General features: G+C 37.7%; 21 protein-coding genes and 1 pseudogene. 8 read left to right on the plus strand and 14 right to left on the minus strand.

The annotated features are described in order from the left end of the window. The first annotated feature begins 469 nt into the window (after positions 1–469). Both ABLC00_RS11455 and ABLC00_RS11460 read left to right on the plus strand, forming a co-directional pair. On the plus strand, positions 470–997 hold the full coding sequence (locus ABLC00_RS11455) for a hypothetical protein (protein WP_004886601.1): 528 nt from the start codon (positions 470–472) through the stop codon (positions 995–997). Between the two features lie 79 nt (positions 998–1076). Then, on the plus strand, positions 1077–1556 hold the full coding sequence (locus ABLC00_RS11460; protein ID WP_004886598.1) for a hypothetical protein: 480 nt from the start codon (positions 1077–1079) through the stop codon (positions 1554–1556). 165 nt (positions 1557–1721) lie between these two features. Here the strand turns inward: ABLC00_RS11460 and ABLC00_RS11465 are convergent, their stop codons facing one another. After that, complete coding sequence (locus ABLC00_RS11465; protein WP_004886597.1) at positions 1722–2060, minus strand: hypothetical protein; 339 nt, start codon at positions 2058–2060, stop codon at positions 1722–1724. A 657-nt stretch (positions 2061–2717) separates the two neighbouring features. Here ABLC00_RS11465 and ABLC00_RS11470 point away from each other — a divergent pair. Continuing rightward, positions 2718–3203 carry an Lrp/AsnC family transcriptional regulator gene (locus ABLC00_RS11470; protein WP_031944247.1) on the plus strand — a complete coding sequence of 162 codons (486 nt, stop codon included), beginning with the start codon at positions 2718–2720 and terminating at the stop codon, positions 3201–3203. 28 nt (positions 3204–3231) lie between these two features. Here the strand turns inward: ABLC00_RS11470 and ABLC00_RS11475 are convergent, their stop codons facing one another. From ABLC00_RS11475 to pepN, 9 genes and pseudogenes are all read right to left on the minus strand, one after another. Continuing rightward, positions 3232–3789 (minus strand): chorismate mutase, encoded by a 558-nt coding sequence (locus tag ABLC00_RS11475; protein ID WP_004886594.1) that lies wholly within the window; start codon positions 3787–3789, stop codon positions 3232–3234. A gap of 78 nt (positions 3790–3867) precedes the next feature. Further along, a complete protein-coding gene (locus ABLC00_RS11480) occupies positions 3868–4551 on the minus strand; it encodes an SDR family NAD(P)-dependent oxidoreductase (RefSeq protein ID WP_004886593.1) in 684 nt (227 codons plus the stop codon). A gap of 9 nt (positions 4552–4560) precedes the next feature. Continuing rightward, positions 4561–5322 carry an SDR family NAD(P)-dependent oxidoreductase gene (locus ABLC00_RS11485; protein ID WP_033846015.1) on the minus strand — a complete coding sequence of 254 codons (762 nt, stop codon included), beginning with the start codon at positions 5320–5322 and terminating at the stop codon, positions 4561–4563. A 7-nt stretch (positions 5323–5329) separates the two neighbouring features. After that, positions 5330–6015, minus strand: a pseudogene (locus ABLC00_RS11490) (glutathione S-transferase family protein). A 232-nt stretch (positions 6016–6247) separates the two neighbouring features. Next, positions 6248–7270: a spore coat U domain-containing protein gene (locus tag ABLC00_RS11495; protein WP_004886588.1), complete on the minus strand. Its 1023-nt coding sequence runs from the start codon at positions 7268–7270 to the stop codon at positions 6248–6250. Beyond that, the gene (locus ABLC00_RS11500) at positions 7261–9720 is read right to left on the minus strand and encodes a fimbria/pilus outer membrane usher protein (RefSeq protein WP_348941053.1); all 2460 of its coding nucleotides are present in this window, start codon (positions 9718–9720) and stop codon (positions 7261–7263) included. The genes ABLC00_RS11495 and ABLC00_RS11500 overlap by 10 nt, the downstream gene beginning before the upstream one ends. Before the next feature lie 9 nt (positions 9721–9729). After that, positions 9730–10434 carry a molecular chaperone gene (locus ABLC00_RS11505; RefSeq protein ID WP_006581224.1) on the minus strand — a complete coding sequence of 235 codons (705 nt, stop codon included), beginning with the start codon at positions 10432–10434 and terminating at the stop codon, positions 9730–9732. Between the two features lie 74 nt (positions 10435–10508). Next, positions 10509–11039 carry a spore coat U domain-containing protein gene (locus ABLC00_RS11510; protein WP_004886579.1) on the minus strand — a complete coding sequence of 177 codons (531 nt, stop codon included), beginning with the start codon at positions 11037–11039 and terminating at the stop codon, positions 10509–10511. Between the two features lie 541 nt (positions 11040–11580). Next, positions 11581–14187 (minus strand): aminopeptidase N, encoded by a 2607-nt coding sequence (gene pepN, locus ABLC00_RS11515; protein ID WP_004886577.1) that lies wholly within the window; start codon positions 14185–14187, stop codon positions 11581–11583. Positions 14188–14506: 319 nt separating this feature from the next. Here pepN and ABLC00_RS11520 point away from each other — a divergent pair, with 319 nt between their 5' ends. From ABLC00_RS11520 to thiM, 3 genes are all read left to right on the plus strand, one after another. Beyond that, entirely contained in the window at positions 14507–14764 is a 258-nt protein-coding gene (locus ABLC00_RS11520; protein WP_000420541.1) for a hypothetical protein, read from the plus strand. Positions 14765–14915: 151 nt separating this feature from the next. Then, a complete protein-coding gene (locus tag ABLC00_RS11525; RefSeq protein WP_004886575.1) occupies positions 14916–16073 on the plus strand; it encodes a hypothetical protein in 1158 nt (385 codons plus the stop codon). Between the two features lie 33 nt (positions 16074–16106). Next, a complete protein-coding gene (gene thiM, locus ABLC00_RS11530) occupies positions 16107–16934 on the plus strand; it encodes a hydroxyethylthiazole kinase (RefSeq protein ID WP_004886574.1) in 828 nt (275 codons plus the stop codon). 28 nt (positions 16935–16962) lie between these two features. On the opposite strand, the gene ABLC00_RS11535 is transcribed toward thiM, so the two are convergent. The 3 genes from ABLC00_RS11535 to ABLC00_RS11545 form a co-directional block, all read right to left on the minus strand. Then, entirely contained in the window at positions 16963–17814 is an 852-nt protein-coding gene (locus tag ABLC00_RS11535; protein WP_006581221.1) for a GyrI-like domain-containing protein, read from the minus strand. 81 nt (positions 17815–17895) lie between these two features. Then, positions 17896–18255: a 5-carboxymethyl-2-hydroxymuconate Delta-isomerase gene (locus ABLC00_RS11540; protein ID WP_004886572.1), complete on the minus strand. Its 360-nt coding sequence runs from the start codon at positions 18253–18255 to the stop codon at positions 17896–17898. 43 nt (positions 18256–18298) lie between these two features. Next, positions 18299–20011 (minus strand): AAA family ATPase, encoded by a 1713-nt coding sequence (locus ABLC00_RS11545; RefSeq protein ID WP_004886570.1) that lies wholly within the window; start codon positions 20009–20011, stop codon positions 18299–18301. Between the two features lie 230 nt (positions 20012–20241). Here ABLC00_RS11545 and ABLC00_RS11550 point away from each other — a divergent pair, with 230 nt between their 5' ends. Together ABLC00_RS11550 and ABLC00_RS11555 are read left to right on the plus strand one after the other, a co-directional pair. Continuing rightward, complete coding sequence (locus tag ABLC00_RS11550; RefSeq protein ID WP_004886568.1) at positions 20242–21414, plus strand: iron-containing alcohol dehydrogenase; 1173 nt, start codon at positions 20242–20244, stop codon at positions 21412–21414. A gap of 194 nt (positions 21415–21608) precedes the next feature. After that, on the plus strand, positions 21609–22577 hold the full coding sequence (locus ABLC00_RS11555) for an alpha/beta hydrolase (protein WP_006581219.1): 969 nt from the start codon (positions 21609–21611) through the stop codon (positions 22575–22577). On the opposite strand, the gene ABLC00_RS11560 is transcribed toward ABLC00_RS11555, so the two are convergent. Continuing rightward, positions 22574–23764, minus strand: a complete 1191-nt coding sequence (locus tag ABLC00_RS11560; RefSeq protein ID WP_348941051.1) for a transcriptional regulator — start codon at positions 23762–23764, stop codon at positions 22574–22576. The two genes, ABLC00_RS11555 and ABLC00_RS11560, sit on opposite strands and share 4 nt — an antisense overlap. Between the last annotated feature and the right edge of the window lie 96 nt (positions 23765–23860).

A 23860-nucleotide genomic window follows, 5' to 3' on the forward strand; every position in this document is an offset into this window, starting at 1 on the left:
GAGTCGATTAAACCGTTTTATAGGATGTTGAAATGGTATGAATAAAGAGATTTTGGCAAAGACCAATAAATGAGAAGAAATAGCACGCATAGCAGACTCCTAGATGAAATAGAAGTTCTACCCAATCACTGTCAAATGATTATGGTGGTAGAACGAAGGCGGGTTGACAGACCAGTCATCTAGGAACTGGCACGCCCGAAGGCGTCCCTCCTCCGTCCTACCGCTACGAAGGGGGACGAACGAGTTCAACACCAAAAAATTACTTTTTTGATGTTCTAGATGATGGCGACCTGTCAAAGTCGACTGGCAATGTAGGCCAGCAGGCAAAGGATAATCGTAGAGATTTTGGGTGTCAATGTGATATTGGCTAGAAAATGGATAAATAATTTTTTGTTTTTCATTAGATTAGATTCATTAATCTATTGAATAGAATATATTATATTTGCTTAACGCACATAAACTTATAAATATGAATACGATCTCAGCAACTCTTTTACGTGAACATCTGATTGAAGGATGTATAAAAGATGCTAATGGTAATTTTAAACCATTCCCTATTCTTGCAATTGATAATATTCCATTAAATATATGGGTGCACCAGAATACCCAAATTATTGATCGTGCAGAAACTTTAGTTCCAGCTCAAGGTTGGTTATATGATTATGATAGTGAGTTAGCATTAAGTAATGCATGGAAACTTCTTAAGCCTGAAGTTTATAAAAATGGAGCTGTTTCAACAGTGGTTCCAATATTAATTTGCTCTGATGATTTAGATCTAGCATGCAGCGTAATTATGGTTGAACAAGTTGTTTCCGCAGATCAAGTCATATGGGCTCGTTTTGGTCTTGCATTTAACCATATTCACGATGTTGTGACATCCGTAGTTTGGGAAACCTCGACTTCTGTTCCTCAATTAAGTTTTCCATTGAGCGAATTTGAAAAAGCATATAATGATTTAAAAGAATTAGACAAAAAATGGAGTGAAGGTTTTATCTAGTTTTTTAAATATGACCACATATTGAAAGATGCGGCTCTTACTTCCTCTAAATATCATCTAATAAATTTAGGTTAAATAAATGTCTAATAGTTATAAATTTCAATTAAAAATGGAGCTAGATCTAAAATTAATTACACCTGAAGAGATTCAGAACTGGGCCGTGCATGCACTAGAGAATGATCCAACAAATGAGCTAGCTTTAGACATCTGTTTTTTATCAAACACTGAGCAAATATTAGAATACTTCAGACTCACGGAAAAAAGTGAATTCAATGAAATTTCGGTAGATGAAGTAACAAGGAAAGTTTTGGAAAATTATATTTTTAAGCATTTAAATACTTGGAATTATAAAGATCAGATAGATTCTTTCTTTCAGAATACTCATTACCTGATTCATTATTTAGAAAATGCAGAACTAGGTTCGTTAATTCACTCATATGAGAGTCAACTAGATGTGGCATTTCTAGGTTATTCACAATTAGAGCCTGAAACACTATGGGAAAATTTTAAATTAGAGTTAAAAGAACACTTTTCATCTCCCACTAATTCCAACAACTAAAATATGATCATTAATAGATCCCCAATTAGCTAATTTTTATATTGATTACATTTTTAATAATTATTTTCTGATTTAATTGATAGTTATATACTGTGATACACCGATAAAATGAATAATTAAATCCATTTTATCGGCTTGCCTAGACAGACTTTTTAAGATTCCATTTTATTTTCTAATATAGTTTGGAAACTCTTTTAAAACCGTGCTACATAATTGGCCTTTCATATCTTCACGTTTGCGTGCTTCAAATTGGTCCATACCTAATCTCATCACTTCTTTACCATACTTTTCACCTAGTTCATGTTTGGTACATTTTTCAGATTCATGAACTAATTCTTGTGAAGTATAGTGATAATTACAATCAAGTTGAGCACGGCTTAAAAAACCATGTAGTTGTACTGTTCTCTCGCAAGTTGTTCGCTGTATATAAGTTTTAGGCTCTTGAGCAGCATAAACTGATGACCCTACCAATAAAGTGAAAGCTGTTACTAAAAAATTACGCATTATTTCCCCGATAAAATTATTAAAAGTATTAGTGGCAATGTTGCGGACGTATTAAATAATAATTGTGTATAAGTGTCTATTAATAATAATAAAGTTAGATAAATCCTCTTATCTTTTGAATATTTCATCACCTTATTAAAATTATGGGATTAGTTTTATATGCACTTATAATGATTAAATTAAAATTTTGATGTAGGTTTAAATAACATACTTTATATTTTTTCTATGAATGAGATTATAAAACCATATAAGAATAATTGTAAAATAAAAATGAGAATTAACTTCATTAAATCGATAGATTTAGTTTATGAGAGTACCTAACAAATGTTTAAATAAATTTGTCAAATATAAAACTAAGCAGCAGATAAAGATAATTTCTTTTAGTGAATTTTCTTCAACTATAAAAGCAGTTTTCGAATCAAAAATTTCTAATATTTAATTTTTTATAAGATCCGCAAAGAGCACTGTTTAGTCACCCTTACTGAAACAGTGCTCTTTGCTTCATCACAACTCCTATCCAGTAGAGTTCGATGCATAGAAATAGTGTATGGCTGTGTCACTCAAAATGTTTACTGTATTTTCAGTTTTTTTAAATGATCTCAGCATAAAAATCACGTATATTAAAAATTAACAGAAGAATCTTCTTTGGTTTATATTTTGAACAGCACAGAATACACACTAGATCGCATAGATCGGAAAATATTATCTGCCCTTCGTGGAAATGGACGCTTAACAGTTGCGCAGCTCGCCGAAGAAGTTGGGCTTTCATCTTCACCCTGCTGGACTCGACTCAAACGTTTAGAAAGTCTAAAAATTATTGAAGGCTATACAGTAAACGTAAACCCAAAAGCGATTGGCATTCACGAGTTGTTCTTTATTGAAATTACGCTAGAACGACACGATGACGAAATGTTAGAAAACTTTAGTGAGGCTTTGGCAGACATTCCTGAAGTAGTCGAGGCGCATTTAGTTACGGGTGATTATGATTACTTGGTAAAAGTGGCCGTAAAAGATGCCGAACATTACGAACGGTTTTTACGTAAAAAGCTGTATTCGATCAAAGGTATTCGGCATACGCGTTCAACCTTTGCCTTACGACCACTTAAATCTGCCAATACTGCCGATTTAATGTTAATTGAGTGATTTACTTATATGGACAGCTTTGGGTGTTTCATTGTTTTAATTTGATTTTATTTAATGTTACACATAAAGCTTTCTTGTCAGCTTCTTTAAGTTGAGGGTGCTGAACTGGCCACATATAGCTACAGCCATGAGGCGCCTTGTTATTATTTTTCTTAAGTTCATAGGCAATATTTTTTAGAAGTTCGGTGTTTAAAGAACTAATTTTTAAACGCACTTCGCTTAAGTCTTGAGGCTTCCAATTGGTTTCAGGACTCGACAACCAATCTGCTCTATATCGGTACTGAATTGCTTTAGCCACATCCATTTGCGCTACTATAAATGGCTTTACTGTTTCGCTGTTAAGCCCAAAAGAGTCGGCCTCAGAAAGTGATTGGTCGAGTACCTTCTTTTCTTGTGTTAAATCTTCAATCGGTAAATGCTGCTCTGCTTTATAGCCTGCGACATCTTTCATATAAGATAAACGTTCGTTAATTAAACGTGCTGTTTGCTCATATTGATAAGCTTGTGCCAGTGAAGAAAAGCACATCAAAGTTGCCACTGCAGTCGCCACTTTAACCGTTTGTTGAGCATACTTAATATTTAACATTTGAGTACCTGTAGAAATTATTGTTGTGCTGTCATTCCAAAGCAGTACTCTATTTTAAGAACACTCGAAAGTAAAATCTCACGATACGCTGAGCTCTTGACTCCACGCAGAATCAGATTGGTGATAGATGTGCTGGCACACTTGTTTAACCGATGAAATAAAGTGCGGGTTTTGTCCATCCCATTTTTCCACCATGCAATACGCCACGTGTATACCTTTGGGCTGAAACTCTCTTGCCAACGACTGCGATAACGCTCGAATACTCGCAAACATACTTTGACTTAATACATCGTGATGAGCCGAATGATGAGATGGCGCTCCAAGAAAAATAACTGTACCCCGCTGCTGCTTTAACATAGGTTTCAGTACGGACTGTGACACGCTCACTGCACTTAAACCTGTGGTCTGCCAACTGTGTTCAATTTCTTCTAAAGATAAAGCTTCGATATTTGGCGCTGATGAAAAATTTGGCTGAAACACACATAACTCAATGGTATGACAATGCTCTGTTATATATTTCAGCAGACTTTTTAAATGCTTAGTTTTTACCAAGTTTAAGCGCACACTCGTCATGCCATCATTTACGTAACTTAATTGTATGTTCTGAACAGTAGAATCATGCACAACTTGATAAACATGTAATGGAGCTTGATAGTTTTTATCTAAAATTACAAAGTCATGATTAAGTAGTTCTATATCATGGCCGGCAACCACAACACAGCCCTGCTTTTTTTGAAACTTCTGAAATATTGTTTTTAGCATATAAGTCTCTCAAAATTTTTCTTGGTATGGGCGTAAATCTAACTCATGTGTCCAAAGTTCAGGGCTTTGCAGGTAGAGCATCCAATAGTTCTCTGCTATTGCATCAAGATTAAGCCCGCCTGTTCCACGTGTAAGACGCGCCAAACGGCCTAGCCCAAATAAAGCTTTATTAATTCTGTCACCATTTACCATTCCATCAATAATGACATGAGCAATATGAATGCCTTGTGTTTTATAAATTTGAGCTAGATTTAATGTATAAGCTCGCAAGGCAGATTTACCCATGGTAAAAGCAGCGAAAAACGGTTTTCCACGTAAAGAAGCACTCGCCCCAGTAAAAATAAGTGTGCCGTGATTTTGTTCTTTAAAAATTTTTAGGCAGCTTTGAGAAACCAAATAAGCTGATAAAAATGTGGATTGCCACATATCATTAAAAAACGACAGCGGGCTGCGTAAAAAAATTGAAGGTATATTCCCTCCAACATTATGAATAACAGCGGTAATACGCTCGTTTTGACTAGTAATGGTGTCAAATAAGGCTTGTACTTGATGTATATCTTCGGCATCTAAACGAAATGCGACAGCTTCACCTGCATTTGCATGGATTTCAGCAGCCACTGCTTCAATTTTCTGAAAAGTTCGTCCTGCAACGTAAACTTTTAATCCTTCTTTTGCAAAACGATGACAAACGGCTGCTCCGATCCCCTGTGAAGCCCCAACACCAATAACAACTGCACAATCTCGTGTTTTATTCGGTGGTTCTAATGACATAGCCGTTTCACCCTGTTTGTTTTTTATACCATAAAGCAATAAACGGTCGATTCAAAATTTCTTTACTAAACTTTTTGCTTGTTCGAACCACCTCACCGAGTTGGGCAACTACGGCAATGTCTGCTATCGTCTGTTTATCTCCAACCAACCATTCACTTTGTGATAACACCTGCTCAATACGGTCTAAATGTTTTAAAAACTCTGCTTCTACATTTTCAGCTTTCATTCGGCCCAAACCCTGAAAGAAAAGTTGTGTTTTTAATTCGGTTAAAATAAAAGCTTTTACCATTGGCTTTTCATAAGCTGGGCGACCAATGCTACTAATACGGATTGCTTCTTCTAACGCTTCCGAGTCATTTACCCTTAAATACACCTCATAAAAATAAAGAGACTCATCTGCCCAGTCTTCCCAGAGTTCGGCAAGTGCTTTTTGATTTGGATCTTCGGGATAAAGTCGCGGTGTATCTGGATAGGCTTCATCTAAATAACGAGCAATACGGGTACTGTCTTGTATACGTTGCCCTTTATCATCAATAACGGGCACTTCCCCACTTTACTCAGCAAAGGAACTTTGGCACCAAGAATGCCGTTATAGTTTACTGTATCAAATGGAATACCCTTAAATTTCAAAGCCCTTGAAATTTTTTGACAAAACGGAGAAATTTCCCACTGATGCAAAATAATATCTGACATTTATTCACCTTTATTTTTTAATTGCCTGTTTTACTTACCAGTTCTTTTTTGGAACTAATCAATAAATATACAGAATACCTTTTTAAGTCAAACCAATTTTGATGACCTACAAGTTTTAAAAGCTAAGAATTATTTGATTTTTATTATTTATATTTTAGCAATTTCTAACCAATACAATTTTAATTACAAGAAGCTCTGTCACAAAAGAGCTTCTTATATAGCTTTAAAATAATTAATAAGTCACTGTAACCACAACATTATCGGAGTAAGCACCTGGCCTACTTGCAATCGTAGTACCTTGCGGAATTTTTCCATAAACTGTAGTCGTTTGAGCATTACCTGATCCTGTGCCAGATACTCCACCTGCTCCACCAATACTAGCTACCCCACCTGTAGCATCCCACACCGAACTATAAGCAGCATCTTTGTATAACTGATAGGGAATAAACTCATTATTACTATTGGCCATACGCCTGAATCCTCCGCTTATACGGTTATTGCCATCCCCCAAATAAATCGTATAAGGCGTTCCATAGTTACATGTCGTATTTACAGCACCTTGTGTTGTGTAATCACGACTAGCCGTGCCAATATCGTTAATATTGCCAAAATCTACATTCGAGGTTGAGTTTAATTGGCAAAGTGTCGGCACTACAAAATTTGCTGTTAAAATTACACTTCCAGAGTCCCAGCTGAGTAAATCACCTAAACATAGCACTGATAGAAGATCCATATCCCAAAATAGTTGAACTGTAGCTGTATATGTTCCTTGAGGATAAGCAATTAGTGATCCTGTACGTGCGGGTACCTTCACATTTACCGAATAGCTAAGAACATTGTTTGAAGCGATAGTTACCACTGGACCATACCAAACATTGGAGGTTTGGTTGGTGGTAGAAGAACCTGCTCCACCTACAGTTGCAGTAACCGTATAGGGTAAGGTCACGTTATTATTCGCAGTGGTTGCTCCTGTAAATACGGTCTTCATACACATAAACGGAGAGATCTGAGGTATTATCCCTCCATTCGTACAAGTAATTGTTCCTGAAAAGTTTACCGTTGCATCACTATTAATATTTGCTGCCGTGTAGGTAAACGTATTATTGGTCGTTCCAGCTACCGTACAAGCAGCATGTGACGGACTAAAGAATGCATAAACGATATAAAATAAGCAAATACCTATAAAATATTTTAAAAACAATGAAAATTTTTTATAGCTCTCTCTTTGAGCCTTATTAATACTATTTACTGACATATATAAGGTCCCAATTTTTTAGTTGAGTACTGATTACTGTTATAAGTGAAGTTAACCTGGCATGAACCATGATCGAGAAGATCTACTTCAAGTTTGTTTTGTCTTAATAAGTTTGGAACGAATACTTCACCATCGTAGCCCACTACAGCATCTTGCTGTCCATTAATTCGAACGCTATAGCCTGGTAATAATGGTGTATTGTTTTTATCAACTATTCTCACCAAGCCTGAAATAACCTGATGTGCACCAAAGTCAACTAGCGTCCCTTGGCGATAGCCCACCACTGTTTTTTGATCTGTAGATTTAACATTCCAATTTAAAGGAAGATATGATGGATCTAAATAAATATGGTTCTCTCTATATGGCATAAGACTAGGAATAAGAAATCTTCCAGACTTGTCAGTTGTTCCTAGATTTATCCCACCATTTATAATCTGGCTTTGCGGTCCGGCATTGGTAACAACAGCATAACCTTCCCCTATTTCATTGGCCGCAAATATACGTCCTGCCGCCGCAACCAACGATCCTGTCGCTGAAAGAGCAACTTGGTCATTATCTCCAATTCGGTTATAACGACCTGTCAGATACGCAGCCCTTGCTCGGTACGAACCATAGATCGATGCATTGTTAGTATGCGCATCCTGATCTCGCTCTACATATCCACCCCATCCAAATGAATTAATTTTTGGTTCCGATAAAACAAATACTTCTTGTCGGTAAGTCAGCCTGCCACTATCGCTAGATACGCTTGTAATCGCATTAGTTCTGGTAGACGGCGTATAGCGCAGCGCAAAGTAAATACCATAGTCCTTATGGTTTTCATAATCTTTATAAGCTGAACTATAAAAACCCCAGTTCTTGTTTAAACTTCCGCTTAAGTTAGCAGACAGTAACTTATACGAGTTATCACTGTACTTGATCTGGTTATAACCGACATAAACACCATAGCCTGCATAAAAGTTATAGTTAATCCCTGCCCTAATAATCTCATCTGCCAGCGCGCTATAACTCAAATAATTTTGTGGTTCAGAAGTAATCTGGTTTTCTTTTAAATAGCGAATTTGAGATACACGGGCCAGATCAAAGTAGTTATCAAATACTTTGCGGTAACTGGTGTTAAATGAAATGTTCTTGCTAATACGCCCTTCTAAACCAACCAGAGCCGAATAGCCGTTTTCATCCTTATACTGGCTTGCTGCAAGGTCAGCATTAATCACACCCACACCAAACAAATTCTTGGCAAAACCTGTTCCCACGTTGGAAAGACCATCTGTAGAAGCCTCTGCACCCCCACTTAAGGTCAGTGAATTGCTATAACCATAACGAATTGCACCAGAGGCAAAAGTGGCATCATCATAATCGTTTGAGTACAGCCCATAGTTATAGCGTGGAACCCCAACATCTACTGAAAACTCATTTATGCCTTTTGCCAGAATCTTCGATGAAAAGTAGTAAGGCTTTTTAGTAATGCTTTGCTGACCTGTTGCATCGGTGGTTACCAGTGTGACTTCATTTCCGGAAATAAACGGCAGTTGCTTAATGTCAAATGGGCCTGACGGAACAAGTCCTGAATAAATCTTTTGCTGGTTAACGTATAAGTCCAGTGTTGAAGGCAGTGCCGCCGAACCGGAAAATTGCGGCAACGCCGAGGTAACAATATCACCACGCTGGGTATAGGCACTCGACCACTGGAAACCGGCAAGACGTACACTACTGCCCCAGTCAGAACTGTTGGAAACAAAGTCACCTAGGGTATATATCCTGACTTTTTCAGGGTCTACATATTGCCATTTACTTTCCAGACGTACCCACTTCTCATGGCTATAGCTCGTTTCATTACTACCGTTATATAAAACGCCTGATGAAAAGTTACCGAGTGCGCTATTAAAAATACCTTCAGCTGAACCTGAGAAAATACTCTCATCATTGGTTATGGTGTGGTACAGGCTATAATTCAGGATTGCAGCATTTAAGGGTTTCATTTTTAGCAAACCAGAACTAGTAGTTTGCTGACCACTTAACTCAACTGAGTAACCAGTTAACATGCTCGAAGGAACTTGTAAGTTCAGAGACTGCTCATTTTCCAGATATTTAAACTGGATTCCTTTAAGTTCATTAATACATACCCATTGGCTATCTGGAATATGCTCATCCATTTTCACTCTTAGCGTTTTTAAGTCGCCAGAACGAATATATAACTTTCCGTCCTTAGATTGTTTTACGGAAAACAAATCTTCTGAAGGATTAGAGTTAATAGAAATATTTAAAAATAACTGAATAAAATTAAGATTTTGCTCCTGTCCATTTATCTTTTCCTGTGTATATTTATTATTGCCATCTATAGATTCAGGAACACTTGGAATCAAAGTATTCGTATGATCTACTAATTGTTCAGCAAATGAATGCGCTGGAAAGTATGCAACACATAAGACACCTATAATATATTTCATATAAGCCTCTTAAAGTGTGGTTTTCTTACCATTTACTGTCAGAGAAATACTATATTTATGATTTGGCTGATATGTAAAATTACTAATTGAATAACTTTTTTCTTGCTTTGCAAGAATATAGCCATTCACTGTATTTACCTTAATCGGATAACTCTTATTCTCTGTGTTATCTACAAGCGTTAAATCATTTAACAGTGCATGTCGATTCCCAACATTATTAATATTTAGGGAAGGTTCTTTTTGATGAGTATCAATTTTCCAATTTAGTTGAGTAATCGCATCTTTATTGACAACAAATACAGGTAATGACGAACGAAGCATTACATTTACACCTTGAGAAGCTTTTCGGCTATCAACAGGTTTGGGTAATTCATCAATAATAATACGATAAGTTTTTTCACCAGAAATCGGCTCTGGATTAATTCTAACTACCCGTAAATTATAAGACTCATTAGGCTTTAGCTTTAAAAAAGGTGGACTAATATTGATTTCATCTGTAGGCGTTAATTGATCTTGCCCATTATTTTGAGTCCATTCAAATATACGTACCTGTAAATCAGCACTTTCATTTGACTGATTATATAAACTAATTGAAGATGCTTTCTGATGGCTTAAAATTTCCACTGTTACTGGTGAAAGACGGATTGTAGCTGCGTTAATAATGGTAGATAAAGATAAGAATAATCCCATAATAATAAAAATATTTTTTTTCATGTTTTACTCAAATATATATCTTTTAATATATTAGCCCTTTCAAAAGGGCTAACAGTTTTTCTAATTTATACAAATTAATAAGTTACCGTTATTGTCACCGTATCAACATAGCTACCCGCACTTGGCAACGCTGAGCCAGCAGGAATACGACCATATACGTTTACTGTTTGTACCGCACCACTCCCTGTACCACTATAAGCGGTTGTAGCAATTCCAATTGCAGTAGCACGTCCTGTATCTGAATATAAGTTATAAGGGATATATTCATTACTTGTTGCACCACCAATCATACGACGTTGGGTCGTTTGAGCATTTTTGCCGCCATCGAAAGCTAGAGTCCATGGTACAGTATTGTTACAAAGGACTTTAATTGAGGTACCTCCGGTCGTGGTGGTATCAGCATCTTCGTTAGTTGCGAGAGAGCTTAAAGTACCAAAGTCCAAAACAGCATTTGTGGTTGTACCTGTTGCAGATGTATTCAGAACACAACTATTTGTTACTGTCGCCTTAACAGTTAATGTCCCCGTTGCTGTAGCGGCGTTTGCTGCATTAAAAGAAAATAATCCTACAGCAATTGCCGATAAATAAAAAAAAGTCTTTTTCATGTCTAAAACCTTTTAAACTAAATTGTCGAATTAATAGATATAAAAAAATTAACTCTTATCCTTACAATCATTTTTATTTGACTGCTCTTTTAAAGCTTATTTTTTATCCTATTTTAGTCATCATACATAAAAATAATTAAAATGTATGAGTATGTTTTTATTTTTATTTCTATTTAACAAAATACCATTACCCCAACTAACAAAACATTAACAAAAGTTAACAATCAAAATTACAAGAATTTGATTTATTTAAAATTAATAAATTACCATTAAAATTTATTTCCTAAATTTTAAATAAATATGTCAAAAATTTAGGTCTTTTAGATAAAAACCATAAGGATTAAAATTTAACTATTCTATTTTTTGTCACATTAAAAGATATATTTAAAATAAATCATTAAAAACTCACCTTAACTAAAATAAATTATAGAGCGTATATAATTCTAATTTTTATGATGGGTAATATTGAACACTCTTTATTATGAAATTTATATAAAAATAAAGGCCTCTTAAGAGGCCTTTATTAAGTATATTTAAATAATTAAATACTCAACATACTATTTAAAGTTTCAGAAACATTTTTAGATTTCACTTTAGGCTGCAAGGCTTGTAAAGCCTGTTGCACTTGAGTGCGCTGAGGTTCTGCAAGCGTATACCAACGAGATAACACTTGTAATAAGCGTGAACCTAAAATTGGGTTTTTCTCGTCCAGATATTCTGCAAGATGAATAAAGTGACCTACCCCAAAGCCCCAAGTATTTTCAGGGTTATTTGACAAACCACCACTCACGGCGCGAATACGGTTTGGCGTAGTTAAGTCATAATCAGGATGTTGAGTTAAGTACTCAATTGTCTCAACTGTGGCATTTGGGTTTGCTGCCTGAATCATAAACCATTGGTCTAAAGACAATGCTTCATCTTTAAAGCGGTTATAGAAATCAGCAAGGGCTTCTTGTGCTTGAGGCGCATTTTGCCAAACTAATACACGTAGCGCACCTAAACGTTCAGACATATTGCCTGTGCTTTGATATTGCTCGTAAGCCAATTCAAATGCACTTTGGTCGCCCTGACGCGCCATCATCATAAGCATAATGTTCTTTAATGCACGTACACCCATCGCTAAAGAAAATTCTTTTTGCAAGTCTGGGTCCAGTGTAAGGTATGTATCTTTCCAGAATGAACCCAAATCTTGTGCTAAACGATTCAGCAAGGCTTCACGTTTTACATGAATATCGGCTGGTGCATAGTTTTGATCAATACGACTACCCAAATAACCTTCAGTTGGTACATCAAATAAACGGGATGTTAAAAGTGGATCACGACCAACTAAATCAGGCAATGTACTTTGAATAGCTTGAATATAGGTATCCGCTGAGTGATCTTCTAACAAAATACGTTCAAGCAAGGTTTGTGTTGCTTGCCATTGGTTAAAACCATTTGTTTCATGCTGAATCAAGAATGCTAATTCTTCATCACTGTAATCGAATATCAGATTTACGGGTGCAGAGAAGTTACGTAATAGCGATGCAACTGGTTGCTCAGTCACACCTGTAAACTCGATAGTAGCTTCATCTTGGTCAAACAAATACACGCCATCTTTAACACCATTTACAAATAGGCTGTCGCTATGAAGTGTATATTGCTCACCTGTTTTAGCATTAAATAGCGCCAACGCTACAGGAATCGGAACAGCTTTTAAGTTTGGATATTTAGGATGTGCTTTTAGGCTTTGTTTAAAACTTAAACGGTAAGTTTGTGCTGCTGCATCATATTCACCTTTCGCTTCAAGCTTTGGTGTACCTGGTTGGTTATACCAAGTTAAGAATGCAGATAAATCGACACCTGAACCTGCTGACAATGCTGCAACCCAGTCTTCTACAGTTACGGCTTGTCCATCATGACGGCGGAAATATTCATCTGTTCCCTGACGGAATTTTTCTTTACCCAGTAATGTCGACATCATGCGGTTAATTTCCGCACCTTTTTCATAAACAGTCGCTGTATAGAAGTTATTAATTTCGACAAAGTGGTCTGGGCGTGGTGGATGCGACAAAGGACCTGCATCTTCCGGGAATTGATGCGATTTAAGTACAGCGACATCGTCAATACGTTGAACCGCAGCAGATTGCAGATCTTCCGAGAAAGATTGATCACGGAATACAGTTAAACCTTCTTTTAAGCACAACTGGAACCAGTCACGGCAAGTAATACGGTTCCCTGTCCAGTTATGGAAATATTCATGGGCAATCACAGACTGTACACGCATAATCGCTGCGTCAGTTGTATATTCTTCATCGGCAAGTACACATGAGGTATTAAAGATATTTAAACCTTTATTTTCCATTGCACCCATGTTGAACTGGCTCACCGCCACAATCATATAGTTGTCGAGATCATAAGCACGACCGTAGTGTTCTTCATCCCAACGCATAGAATGCTTTAATGCTTCCATCGCGATATGGCATTTTGGAATGTCTTTCTCAATCGCATAGATTTCTAAAGCAACATCACGTCCTTCTGAAGTGGTATATCGGTCTTTAAGAACAGCTAAATCACCAATCACACAAGCAAACAAATAACTTGGCTTTTTAGTCGGGTCTTGCCAGATCGCAAAGTGGCGGTTTTCACCAACTTCACCTGTTTCAAGCAAGTTACCGTTAGCAAGTAATACTGGATATTTTTTGTCTGCTTCTACACGTGTCGTAAAAACTGAAAGTACGTCTGGACGGTCTGGATAGAAGGTAATTTTACGGAAACCTTCAGGCTCATTTTGCGTTACAAATAAGTCACCAGCTTTATATAAACCTTCAAGCTGAGTATTGGTTTCAGGGTGAATAATAACTTGAGTTTGTAAAATGACTTCATCTGGTGCATCAGTGATCACCAGTTGTTCACTATCGAGTAAATATTGTGCAGGAGTAAGATCTTGTCCATTGAGCTGAATAGATTGCAACTCAAGATCACGGCCCAATAGCACCAAGTCTCCAGCAGTTTGACGCTTCATGACCAATGTTGAATCAACAATTGTTTTATCGTCATAGACTTGAATATCAAGATTAATTGATTCAACCAAGAACGCAGGTTTTTGATAATCTTTTAAATAAACTGTTTGATCTGCCTGAACTGGAGGCTGCGCCGCAATATTCATCTTTATTCCTTATATACTTTTCGGAAACCGTAGTACGAATTTTATGAATTTGATCATACACATTCATACATACTGTGTTTGTTTACCTTTATAAAATTAATGGGACTTCATTTATACATTTCAAATTAGAATCGTCTTTTATTAGCACAGATTAGACCAAAATTACGATAATCGCTGCTTATATAATCAATCTATACAATAAAAATAAAACTCCTTTCGCTTTTAACATTTTTGAGGAGCTGCTTACATTTTGGGCATGGTTCTTGCCTTATCCAATATACCAGTATAAGTATTTCAATCAGAACAAGAGGAACTCACTATGGAATTAAAAGCTTATTTACATCGATTAGAAAACATTAAAGCGATTCATGATCTAGATGCAGCAGGACTCGACCATCATGTGATTGCCGTGTTCTTGTCTGCCGAAGGTATTTCAATGACTGCTCAGGAGGTAACTACTATCGTTAATACTTATGACGCCTTAGGTAAAGTGAAATTACCAAGTAAAAAAGTGCAGGCACTTATCAATGCCAAAAAACTTGGACAAAATGATGAGACCTTGCCGTGCCCTGTTTAATCTTAACTTTTAACCGCTTATGAAAACCTAAAGTCAAAGCAAAGACTTTAGGTTTTCTATTTTTGCACCAAACAAAAAGACAATCTCAGCTATCGGCAATGCGGCTGTGTATAATAGATCAGTCGTGATTGATTTAAACGCTCGGAGCAAAATGGCCTTACAAATTCTACAAAAACAGCTAGATGAAAGTAGCCATTGCCCTCTCTGCCAAGCGTCGATGTATTGGGTAGATGCCGAACAATTTGAGCAAGACGTTCAATTTCATGAATGTAGCCATTGCCAACATCGTGTATTTAAAGACACAAAAATGACGTGCCACTGTGACCAATGCACAAAACAAAGAAAGAAACTTTTACAGCAAACCCGCCTACAAGAACAACGCCAGTTTAAGTCAAAAGATCAGTCACAACGCAGTCTGGAACAACTGAGTTTTTTACATAAACTTTTTTTACTAAGCCTACTTGATGACTACGCACGAGACGATATTGCTCATGACGAATACATTCACTGGGACCAGATAAAATATCAGCCGATTACCCCCAACTGGATGTTCCAAAGCCATCTGATTAAACAGCTTCATAAAGATGGGATTTTAAATGCACAAGATCAAACCGATGAACCACAGTGCTTTTATTTAAATATTCGTCTAGATGGTTATAGCGACCCAAGTTTATTTAGTGTAGCTCAGCAACTACGCCACTGGTTCTATGAAAACCTAAGTCTTGGTATTCCATTTCGTAGTGCCGATGAAGTGAAAGACGTGCTGTTTCAGGTGCTCTACCAAGAAATTATTCAGTTCACTCAGTTCTACTGCCGAACTTGGGGTATCCAAATTGCAGGAAGCTCTAATTTTCAAACTTTTTGCTACCGTTTAATGGACTCATTGGCAATTGGACAAATTTATTATCTTATTCAGACTGCACTTGAATACCTTTATAAACAAAAGGCGCTACAGCCACGAAATGAAAAGTTTATTAACACCAATTTATTAAAGAAAACTTTAGAGCAATATCGGGAACGGGCTTTGGCTGAAAAGTGGGAAACTTCAATGTTGCCACGCCCTTACAATATTCCTTACAGTAAAATGAGCCACATATTGTTTAACCGCTTTTTAGGTTATGACGAACAGATTTTTGTACAACCTGTATGGAAAGCATGGCGAAAAATCGAACCTCGGTTAAACTTTTACTCGGTTAAACGTTGTATGTACTGTGGTTCAAATGATCTAAGTGTTGACTATGATGCAGCAGATTATGTGTCGTTGATTTGCCAAAACTGTAAACATCAAGATCACTATTTTACTCGTTAAATTTCTTATCTCTGGCTTAATAAGGATTATCAGATGACTTCGACATCCAACCTCATTGAACAGGTGATTGAAGCTTGGCAAAACATGCAGGCAAAAACGCCTCTTGTGCAATGTATTACCAACAGCGTTGCTGCCAACTATACAGCCAATGTGTTACTCGCTTCCGGTGCTTCACCTGCCATGATTGATAATCCTTATGAAGCAGAAAGCTTTACCAAAATTTCATCGGCTTTAAGCATTAATTTGGGTACACCGACTTCAGAGCAAATGCAAGCCATGCAAATCTCTGCTAAGACCGCACAGCTTAATGAAGTACCGTGGGTACTTGATCCAGTGGGCTACGGACCAATTTTAGCTTGGCGCAGTCAAATGACAGACGAGCTTTTGCAGTTTAAGCCAAACGTTATACGTGGTAATGCCTCAGAAATTAGCACGCTTGCAGGCAATCAGGTTCAATCAAAAGGTGTAGACAGCACTTTAAGCAGTGACCAAGCTTATCAACAAGCTTTTTCACTCTTAACGCATGCGAGCTGTATCGCTATTTCAGGTGAATCAGATTACATTTTGTCTAAAGAAATAGATGCTGTGATTCAAGTAAATGGTGGAAGTCCATTACAGCCAAAACTTACTGCAACTGGCTGCGCTTTGGGTGCATTAATTGCAGCCTATAGCGCTGTGACGACACCAACTATTGCAGCTCTTTCAGCTCATATTCACTTTGCAATTGCAGGTAAACTTGCTGCAAATCAAGCACAAACGATGGGTAGTTTTAGTAGCATATTTATGGATTATATCCATATGCTAGATGACAATCTGATTGAGCAATATGCAGATATCAAACTTTTAAATAAACAGGCATAACCTAAGTTATGCCTGAATGACACTAGACTCACTTTAAAAGTAAGTAGATATCTGTCACAAGGTCACATTCATTCACATCATGCACAAAGTTATGATAATGAAAGAAAACCGGATAATCCCCTGCCTCTTCTGGTTGCTCAGGTAACCAGTTTCTAAAGATGTAATAGACGCTATCTTTAATCTGATCATGGCTACCCAAATGTCTTACGGTTGCATAACGCCCCGCAGGAATTTCACCTGTCTGTACACCGTAAGTATTTTCAGGTACAGCCTTTTCAATTGAACCGGCAATATCAAATCGAAACTCATCAGATGGAGTCTGTTCAGGATCAGCAAAAGGAATACCATAAGTTCTAGACTTGGTCACTGGTGACAAACCTGTTTCTTTGCGCCAAGCAATAAAACGTGCAGCCGTTTCAAAGACTTTATCAGGGCTTCCTAAATGCGATAAATATGCAATCTTTTCAGCAGGTCGCTCAACAATATTTACATTCATTTTTAACTCACTTTTCGGAATTGTAAAAACAAACTTCTGATGCCAAGATTCCCAGTCCGGTTTATCTCTAAAAGCTCGAGGAGTTTGATCAAATGAACGCTTAAATGCACGAGTAAATGCCTCTGGACTATCAAACCCTGCTTGTAATGCAATCTCAATAATCTTGAGATCAGGTTCAAAAGCCAATTGAAAAGAGGCCCGCTTTAAACGAGAAAGTTGAATAAACTTCATCACATTTAAACCAATATGAATGGCAAAAATGCGATGAAAATGGAACTTAGATAAAGCTGCGATCTGGCTCAATCGATCAACATCTAGGTCTTCATCTAGATGTCTTTGAATATAATCGCAAACCAGTTGCAGCTTTTGTGTATATACAGCCATACATTCATGTCTGTTCATTCGATAGCACTACTTTTACATAGTGCTCATCGCTATTCTTGATCGAAATTGCGTTTTTTAAAATTATACAACTTGCTTAAAATAATCGTCTCTTGGCATGTCGATAAGCTCAACACACAATTGAATTTCTTTATTAAACTCTTGTGGTAGATATTTTTTGTTGCTGAGCGCCGCTAATAACTGCTCACCCACAAGCTGTTTTTGTTCAGCAGTTCTTCCCGACAAAATATAGGCTTTTACATGGATATAGGCTTGATCAACCCCTAAGCCAATCAGAAAAACTTCATCTTTACGTGCACGGCTTTTGATGTCTTCTGGACTAAACAACTCTGTTTCAATCAGTGTGGTATTAATTTCTTCAAGTAATTGTTTTGCATTTAGTCCAGTTAAGTTATCTGAATAATCAACTACAACGTGCGGCATAGCCACCTCAATTTATATAATAAGTCATTAAGCCCATTAAACTTTATTCAATAAATAATAAAGCTAATCGAACTTGATCATATCCCATTCGAGGGCTAGTTGCTTCAACAATTGGTCTTAGTTTGATCGAACCATCATCAGAAAAATGATCCGGATTTTGACGCTTTTTCAACTTCTTATAAATTTTACGCACTTCTTCGACCACTTCTTCACCTGGGTGAGCAACCGAAATATCTAGTTTTTGCTCTTTATGCAGTCGAGCCAAGTGATTAATAATAGTTGCTGGTGTTAGACCACGTTCATGCGCGATATCTTCAATTTCGTAACCTTCTTCAAACAAGACACGTGTCTCGTCTAGCGTTGCCGTAGCATAATTTTGCTTACCACCGTTTGCGAGTTTCTTCTCATTACGAGAAATCTCTTTTTCATTTAAGGTGCCGCCACAATGACGGATAAAGGCTTTGTGCTGGGCAGTTAAATCGACATTAGCGAAATTATCTTCGGCTTCAGCCGATAATTCCTGAAAACGGCGATCAGCTTTTACAGCAAGACTATCTAACTCTAAAGCTTGTTCATTAAATCCTAATAATTTTAATCCTGTTAAAGATTTCAAACGTGAGAGCGCAACATAACCTTGCCCTTTTTCAAAGGTATGCATCAGGTTAATTTCAGCAGCTTCCAAAGTCATACCTTGGCTTTTATGAATGGTAATCGCCCATGCCAAACGAAGTGGAATTTGCTGAAAACTTGCAATGACTTTTCCTGCTTCATTTTCAATTGACCATGTTTCAGGCGCTACCAGCAAAGTTGTACCATCGGTTAATTTTACCTTTGGCAATAACCCGTTTTCGTCATCTTCTTCAAAACCGATCACCTCACCTAAACTTCCGTTGATATAACCCATATCAAAGTTGTTTTTTACAAACATGACTTTGGCATGCTTTTTCAAAGTAAGTTCTTCTGGTGCACGAACTGAAGATTTTAAGGTTTCTAGTAATTTTTCATTACCATCTAAAACAGCGTTGAATTGATGCCCTTCATTATCAATTTCATTTAAGTGCTGATAATTGATATTGTCGACATCCATGTTATGCGTATAAAGACGAGTAAAGGTTTCGCCAATGTCATGAGTACGGGATTGATGCAAAGCTTGCAAATGCTCGGTTTGAATACTTTGCGCACGAATCGCATTTAATATCTGATTCAGAATTTCATCGTCTTGACGGTGCTGTTCTGTTAAATAACATACGCGGAATTTAGCTTCGACCCATGCATCTGACATAAAGCAGAACTTATCACGGTTGGCTTCACCATTACGGCCTACAGGCGGCAACTGGAAGAAATCTCCAGCCACAATCACTTGAATGCCACCGAATGCTTCATCACTTTCTTTAAAATATTTTAAAACCTGATTGACCAGATTGAGCTGCTTCGCATGTAGCATCGAGATTTCATCAATGACGAGAACTTGCGCATTTTCAAGGTGTTCCTTGAGATATTTACGCTCTTTCATACGTTTTAGATCGTCGTCAGTTAACTGATCTTTAATGCCGATGCCCGCCCACGTATGAATGGTCATACCGTTCATATGCGTTGCAGCAATACCTGTCGATGCTGTAATCGCTACAGGCACTTTACGTGCTTTTAGATATTGAATGTACTGATTGAGTGTATAGGTTTTCCCTGCACCAGCCGAACCGGTTAAAAAAACATTTTCACCTGCTTTGAGCAGTTTAAGTGCAGTTTCCTGTTTCATAATCTCATATGTACATCTTCAACAGCCCATAGCTTAACGATTTTCCCGAAAAAATTAAATGAATGCGCCAAATTTTATATAAAGTCATTAAAAATCAACAATTAAAACTTAAGTAATATTTGGTAGGTTTTTGGTAGGTAGGAAAATAATCTACACATCACAATACTAAGCCCATGGTGAGGCTCACCTGTAATAACAAACAATGGATTTATGGAAAAAGGAATCACTCCATGGCTTTTAAAAATATTGCAGATCAAACAAACGGTTTTTATATTCCTTGCGTATCACTCTTTGGTCCAGGATGTGCCAAAGAAATTGGTACAAAAGCACAAAATCTCGGCGCAAAAAAAGCATTAATTGTGACCGATGAAGGGCTATTTAAATTTGGCGTTGCAGATCTTATCGCAAGCTATTTAACCGAAGCAGGCGTAGCGAGCCATATTTTCCCGGGCGCGGAACCTAACCCAACCGATATTAATGTTCACAACGGTGTGAATGCCTATAACGACAATGGCTGTGACTTTATTGTCTCGCTAGGCGGTGGTTCATCTCATGACTGTGCAAAAGGAATTGGCTTAGTGACTGCAGGTGGTGGTCATATTCGTGACTACGAAGGCATCGATAAAAGTAAAGTACCAATGACACCATTGATTGCAGTGAATACAACGGCTGGTACTGCATCTGAAATGACTCGCTTTTGTATTATTACCAATACAGACACTCATGTAAAAATGGCGATTGTGGACTGGCGTTGTACTCCACTTATTGCGATCGATGATCCGAAACTCATGATTGCAAAACCAGCGGGTTTAACGGCTGCAACAGGTATGGATGCACTAACACATGCAGTTGAAGCATATGTATCTACGGCGGCAAACCCAATTACCGATGCGTGTGCTGAAAAAGCAATCACCATGATTAGTCAATGGTTACAACCCGCTGTCGCAAATGGCGAAAACATCGAAGCGCGTGATGCTATGAGCTATGCACAATACTTGGCTGGTATGGCATTTAACAATGCATCTTTAGGTTATGTCCATGCAATGGCACACCAGTTGGGCGGTTTCTACAACCTACCTCACGGTGTATGTAACGCAATCTTGCTACCGCATGTTTGTGAATTTAACTTAATTGCTTGTCCAGATCGTTATGCAAAAATCGCAGAATTAATGGGTGTAAATACGCAAGGTCTCACCGTAACAGAAGCTGCATATGCTGCAATTGATGCCATCCGTAAACTGTCTTCTTCAATTGGTATCCCATCTGGCTTAACAGAACTTGGCGTAAAAACCGAAGACCTCGCGGTGATGGCCGATAACGCTCAAAAAGACGCATGTATGCTGACCAACCCTCGCAAAGCAAACCATGCACAAGTTGTGGAGATTTTCAAAGCCGCTCTTTAATACTGATGTAACGGCATGTTCCTGTAGTAAGTCAAATCCCTCCGACCGTTGACTTACTTTTTGGGAATACTTAGCTCCAGCGGTATTCCCTTTTTTTTAAAACCTATACTCCAACCTTCTCTAAACCTGATTGACAATTTGCCCATTTCATTGAAGGATACTCAACATGACTTAATGACAATAGCTCGATAAAAATGAATACATCTACAGCTAAACACAATTATGCCCCAGATATTTTAGGTGCCGGCTACGAACAGCTAACACTCAACTTTCCAGATGATTATGAAGGTAAAGTTATAGCCACCTTAGTTCGTAAAAAGACCACTCAGCCAACTCAAAAAGCCGTACTTTATATTCATGGTTTTTTAGATTATTTCTTTCAAACTGAAATGGCCGAGCAATTCAATGCGCATGGCTATGACTTCTATGCACTCGATTTAAGAAAATATGGCCGCTCAAAGTTGCCTCATCAAATTTTCTATAATGTGCTTGATTTAAATGAATATGATGCCGAAATTACTCAAGCATTAGAGATCATTGGCCAAGAAAAACATACACAAGTATTACTTGCAGGTCATTCGACTGGCGGTTTGACAGCAACGCTTTATGCTACTCATCATCCAGATCATCCACTTATTAAAGCCCTATGGGCGAATAGTCCGTTTTACGACTTCAATTTAAGTTTAGTTGAAAAGAAATTTGGTATTCCAATGCTCAGTCGAGTAGGAAAATATCTGCCTAAAGTTAAATTTCCAAGCAAACTTAACAAATGGTACACCACCAGCCTTCACAAACAACTTAAAGGTGAATGGGACTTCAACCTGGATTGGAAACCGACCTCTGCCCCTACAGTTCAACTTAGCTTTCTACATGCGATTCATACAGCACAAAAAGAAATTCACCACGGCGTTAAGCTAAACGTCCCTGCACTGATTATGCATTCGCACCAAACTAAAAACCCACGTAAATGGGGACCAGATGCAACCCAAAGTGATGTTATTTTAGATGTTAAAGACATTGCGAAATTCGGTAAAAAAATAAAGGGCGATGTTTCGGTTGTCTCTATTCACAATGGCTTACACGATTTAGTCCTTTCGGCCCAGCCAGTGCGGAATCAAGTCTATCAACAACTATTCCAGTGGCTGGATCAAAAAATCACTTAACTTAGCTTAGGTGAGTCAATATATTTCACCAGCAGTTTATGCGCAGGATGTTCACTCGGTAATAACTCCATAAGACGTTCTACCGCATCGATTGCTTCGGGAAAATGAGCTAAATGTTTGAGTAATAAATCCGTTTCTTGGGTTTTAAAAATTGCATCGCTCAAGCGTGACTCAAGGCAGTCGCGCCATGCACACAGAAACGGACTTTCGGTTTTTGCCAGAAAAACACCGGTATAAAGCTGTAAAGCAGAAGCCGCATATCCTGCATCGAGTGCTTGTTCAGCTTGTAAGAAATCGGCTTCAACATGCACAAGTAGCCGATATGGGCGTGAACCAAGCAAACCTCCTAAAATATCTCGCAGTTGAGACATTTCAGCTTTAAGTGTACCCATGCTGACTTTACGCTCACCATAAAGAGCCTGATAGAGATGCTCTAAGGTTAAACCATGTGGACATAGTGCCAATATGGTTAAAATTTCAATTTGCCGCGGTGTTAATAATAAACTTTTGCCATTAAATTTGACTTGTGGTGTCGAAAATGCGCGGATGTGTAAGTGCTGGCGCTGTTGTTCTAACAAAGCAGATTGAATAATGGAAGCACAACGTTCAGCGGCCAAAATGCCCAAGGTATTATGGTTTTTCCACGTGGTTGATAAATCTACCACGCCCAAGGTTTGCTTTGAGTATGGATCGATAATGGGTGCTGCATAACAAACCCAATCGTGAATCGACTCCATATAATGTTCATTGGAAAAAACACAACTTGATTGTTGAGTTTTTAAAGATAACGCTAATGCATTCGTACCTACAAATTCTTCACGCCATTGACCACCTTGTACAAAATGTACACGTTCAGCAGCACTCTGCATTTGAGCACTTGAGGCTGTCCAGATAATGGTACTGCCGATATCACCCACAGCAATCACCATTGAAGACTGCTCTGCAATATGACGTAAGTCATCAGCACACTGGCTTAGTGCCAGATCTAAAGCATTTTGTGAAGCAGATTTTTTTTCAAGTAGAGGTGCTGCAAATCTTTCTTTAGGAATCGCAGCAGAAGCTGATCGTTCCCACGAGCTTGCAATACTTTGGCCGAGTTTGGCAGCGTTCTGAGGAGAGAGACTATTTTGCGTGCGCAGTTGATCAATCAACATCCGTTGCTGCAATAAATCCTTTTTTGTGAACATTTGTAAATTCCTTATATATTCACATTTCTATTCCAACCTTTCTCCAACCTTCTTCTTTATATCCTAATTATACAAAGTACGAAAGTACTTACTGAC

Source organism: Acinetobacter nosocomialis, assembly GCF_041021905.1.
Lineage (GTDB): Bacteria > Pseudomonadota > Gammaproteobacteria > Pseudomonadales > Moraxellaceae > Acinetobacter > Acinetobacter nosocomialis.

Excerpts from the sequence above, each read along its gene's own strand:
- ABLC00_RS11455 (WP_004886601.1), top strand. The coding sequence starts at position 470 with ATGAATACGATCTCAGCAACTCTTTTACGTGAACATCTGATTGAAGGA.
- ABLC00_RS11460 (WP_004886598.1), top strand. The coding sequence starts at position 1,077 with ATGTCTAATAGTTATAAATTTCAATTAAAAATGGAGCTAGATCTAAAA.
- ABLC00_RS11465 (WP_004886597.1), bottom strand. The coding sequence starts at position 2,060 with ATGCGTAATTTTTTAGTAACAGCTTTCACTTTATTGGTAGGGTCATCA.
- ABLC00_RS11475 (WP_004886594.1), bottom strand. The coding sequence starts at position 3,789 with ATGTTAAATATTAAGTATGCTCAACAAACGGTTAAAGTGGCGACTGCA.
- ABLC00_RS11480 (WP_004886593.1), bottom strand. The coding sequence starts at position 4,551 with ATGCTAAAAACAATATTTCAGAAGTTTCAAAAAAAGCAGGGCTGTGTT.
- ABLC00_RS11485 (WP_033846015.1), bottom strand. The coding sequence starts at position 5,322 with ATGTCATTAGAACCACCGAATAAAACACGAGATTGTGCAGTTGTTATT.
- ABLC00_RS11495 (WP_004886588.1), bottom strand. The coding sequence starts at position 7,270 with ATGTCAGTAAATAGTATTAATAAGGCTCAAAGAGAGAGCTATAAAAAA.
- ABLC00_RS11500 (WP_348941053.1), bottom strand. The coding sequence starts at position 9,720 with ATGAAATATATTATAGGTGTCTTATGTGTTGCATACTTTCCAGCGCAT.
- ABLC00_RS11505 (WP_006581224.1), bottom strand. The coding sequence starts at position 10,434 with ATGAAAAAAAATATTTTTATTATTATGGGATTATTCTTATCTTTATCT.
- ABLC00_RS11510 (WP_004886579.1), bottom strand. The coding sequence starts at position 11,039 with ATGAAAAAGACTTTTTTTTATTTATCGGCAATTGCTGTAGGATTATTT.
- pepN (WP_004886577.1), bottom strand. The coding sequence starts at position 14,187 with ATGAATATTGCGGCGCAGCCTCCAGTTCAGGCAGATCAAACAGTTTAT.
- ABLC00_RS11520 (WP_000420541.1), top strand. The coding sequence starts at position 14,507 with ATGGAATTAAAAGCTTATTTACATCGATTAGAAAACATTAAAGCGATT.
- ABLC00_RS11525 (WP_004886575.1), top strand. The coding sequence starts at position 14,916 with ATGGCCTTACAAATTCTACAAAAACAGCTAGATGAAAGTAGCCATTGC.
- thiM (WP_004886574.1), top strand. The coding sequence starts at position 16,107 with ATGACTTCGACATCCAACCTCATTGAACAGGTGATTGAAGCTTGGCAA.
- ABLC00_RS11535 (WP_006581221.1), bottom strand. The coding sequence starts at position 17,814 with ATGGCTGTATATACACAAAAGCTGCAACTGGTTTGCGATTATATTCAA.
- ABLC00_RS11540 (WP_004886572.1), bottom strand. The coding sequence starts at position 18,255 with ATGCCGCACGTTGTAGTTGATTATTCAGATAACTTAACTGGACTAAAT.
- ABLC00_RS11545 (WP_004886570.1), bottom strand. The coding sequence starts at position 20,011 with ATGAAACAGGAAACTGCACTTAAACTGCTCAAAGCAGGTGAAAATGTT.
- ABLC00_RS11550 (WP_004886568.1), top strand. The coding sequence starts at position 20,242 with ATGGCTTTTAAAAATATTGCAGATCAAACAAACGGTTTTTATATTCCT.
- ABLC00_RS11555 (WP_006581219.1), top strand. The coding sequence starts at position 21,609 with ATGAATACATCTACAGCTAAACACAATTATGCCCCAGATATTTTAGGT.
- ABLC00_RS11560 (WP_348941051.1), bottom strand. The coding sequence starts at position 23,764 with ATGTTCACAAAAAAGGATTTATTGCAGCAACGGATGTTGATTGATCAA.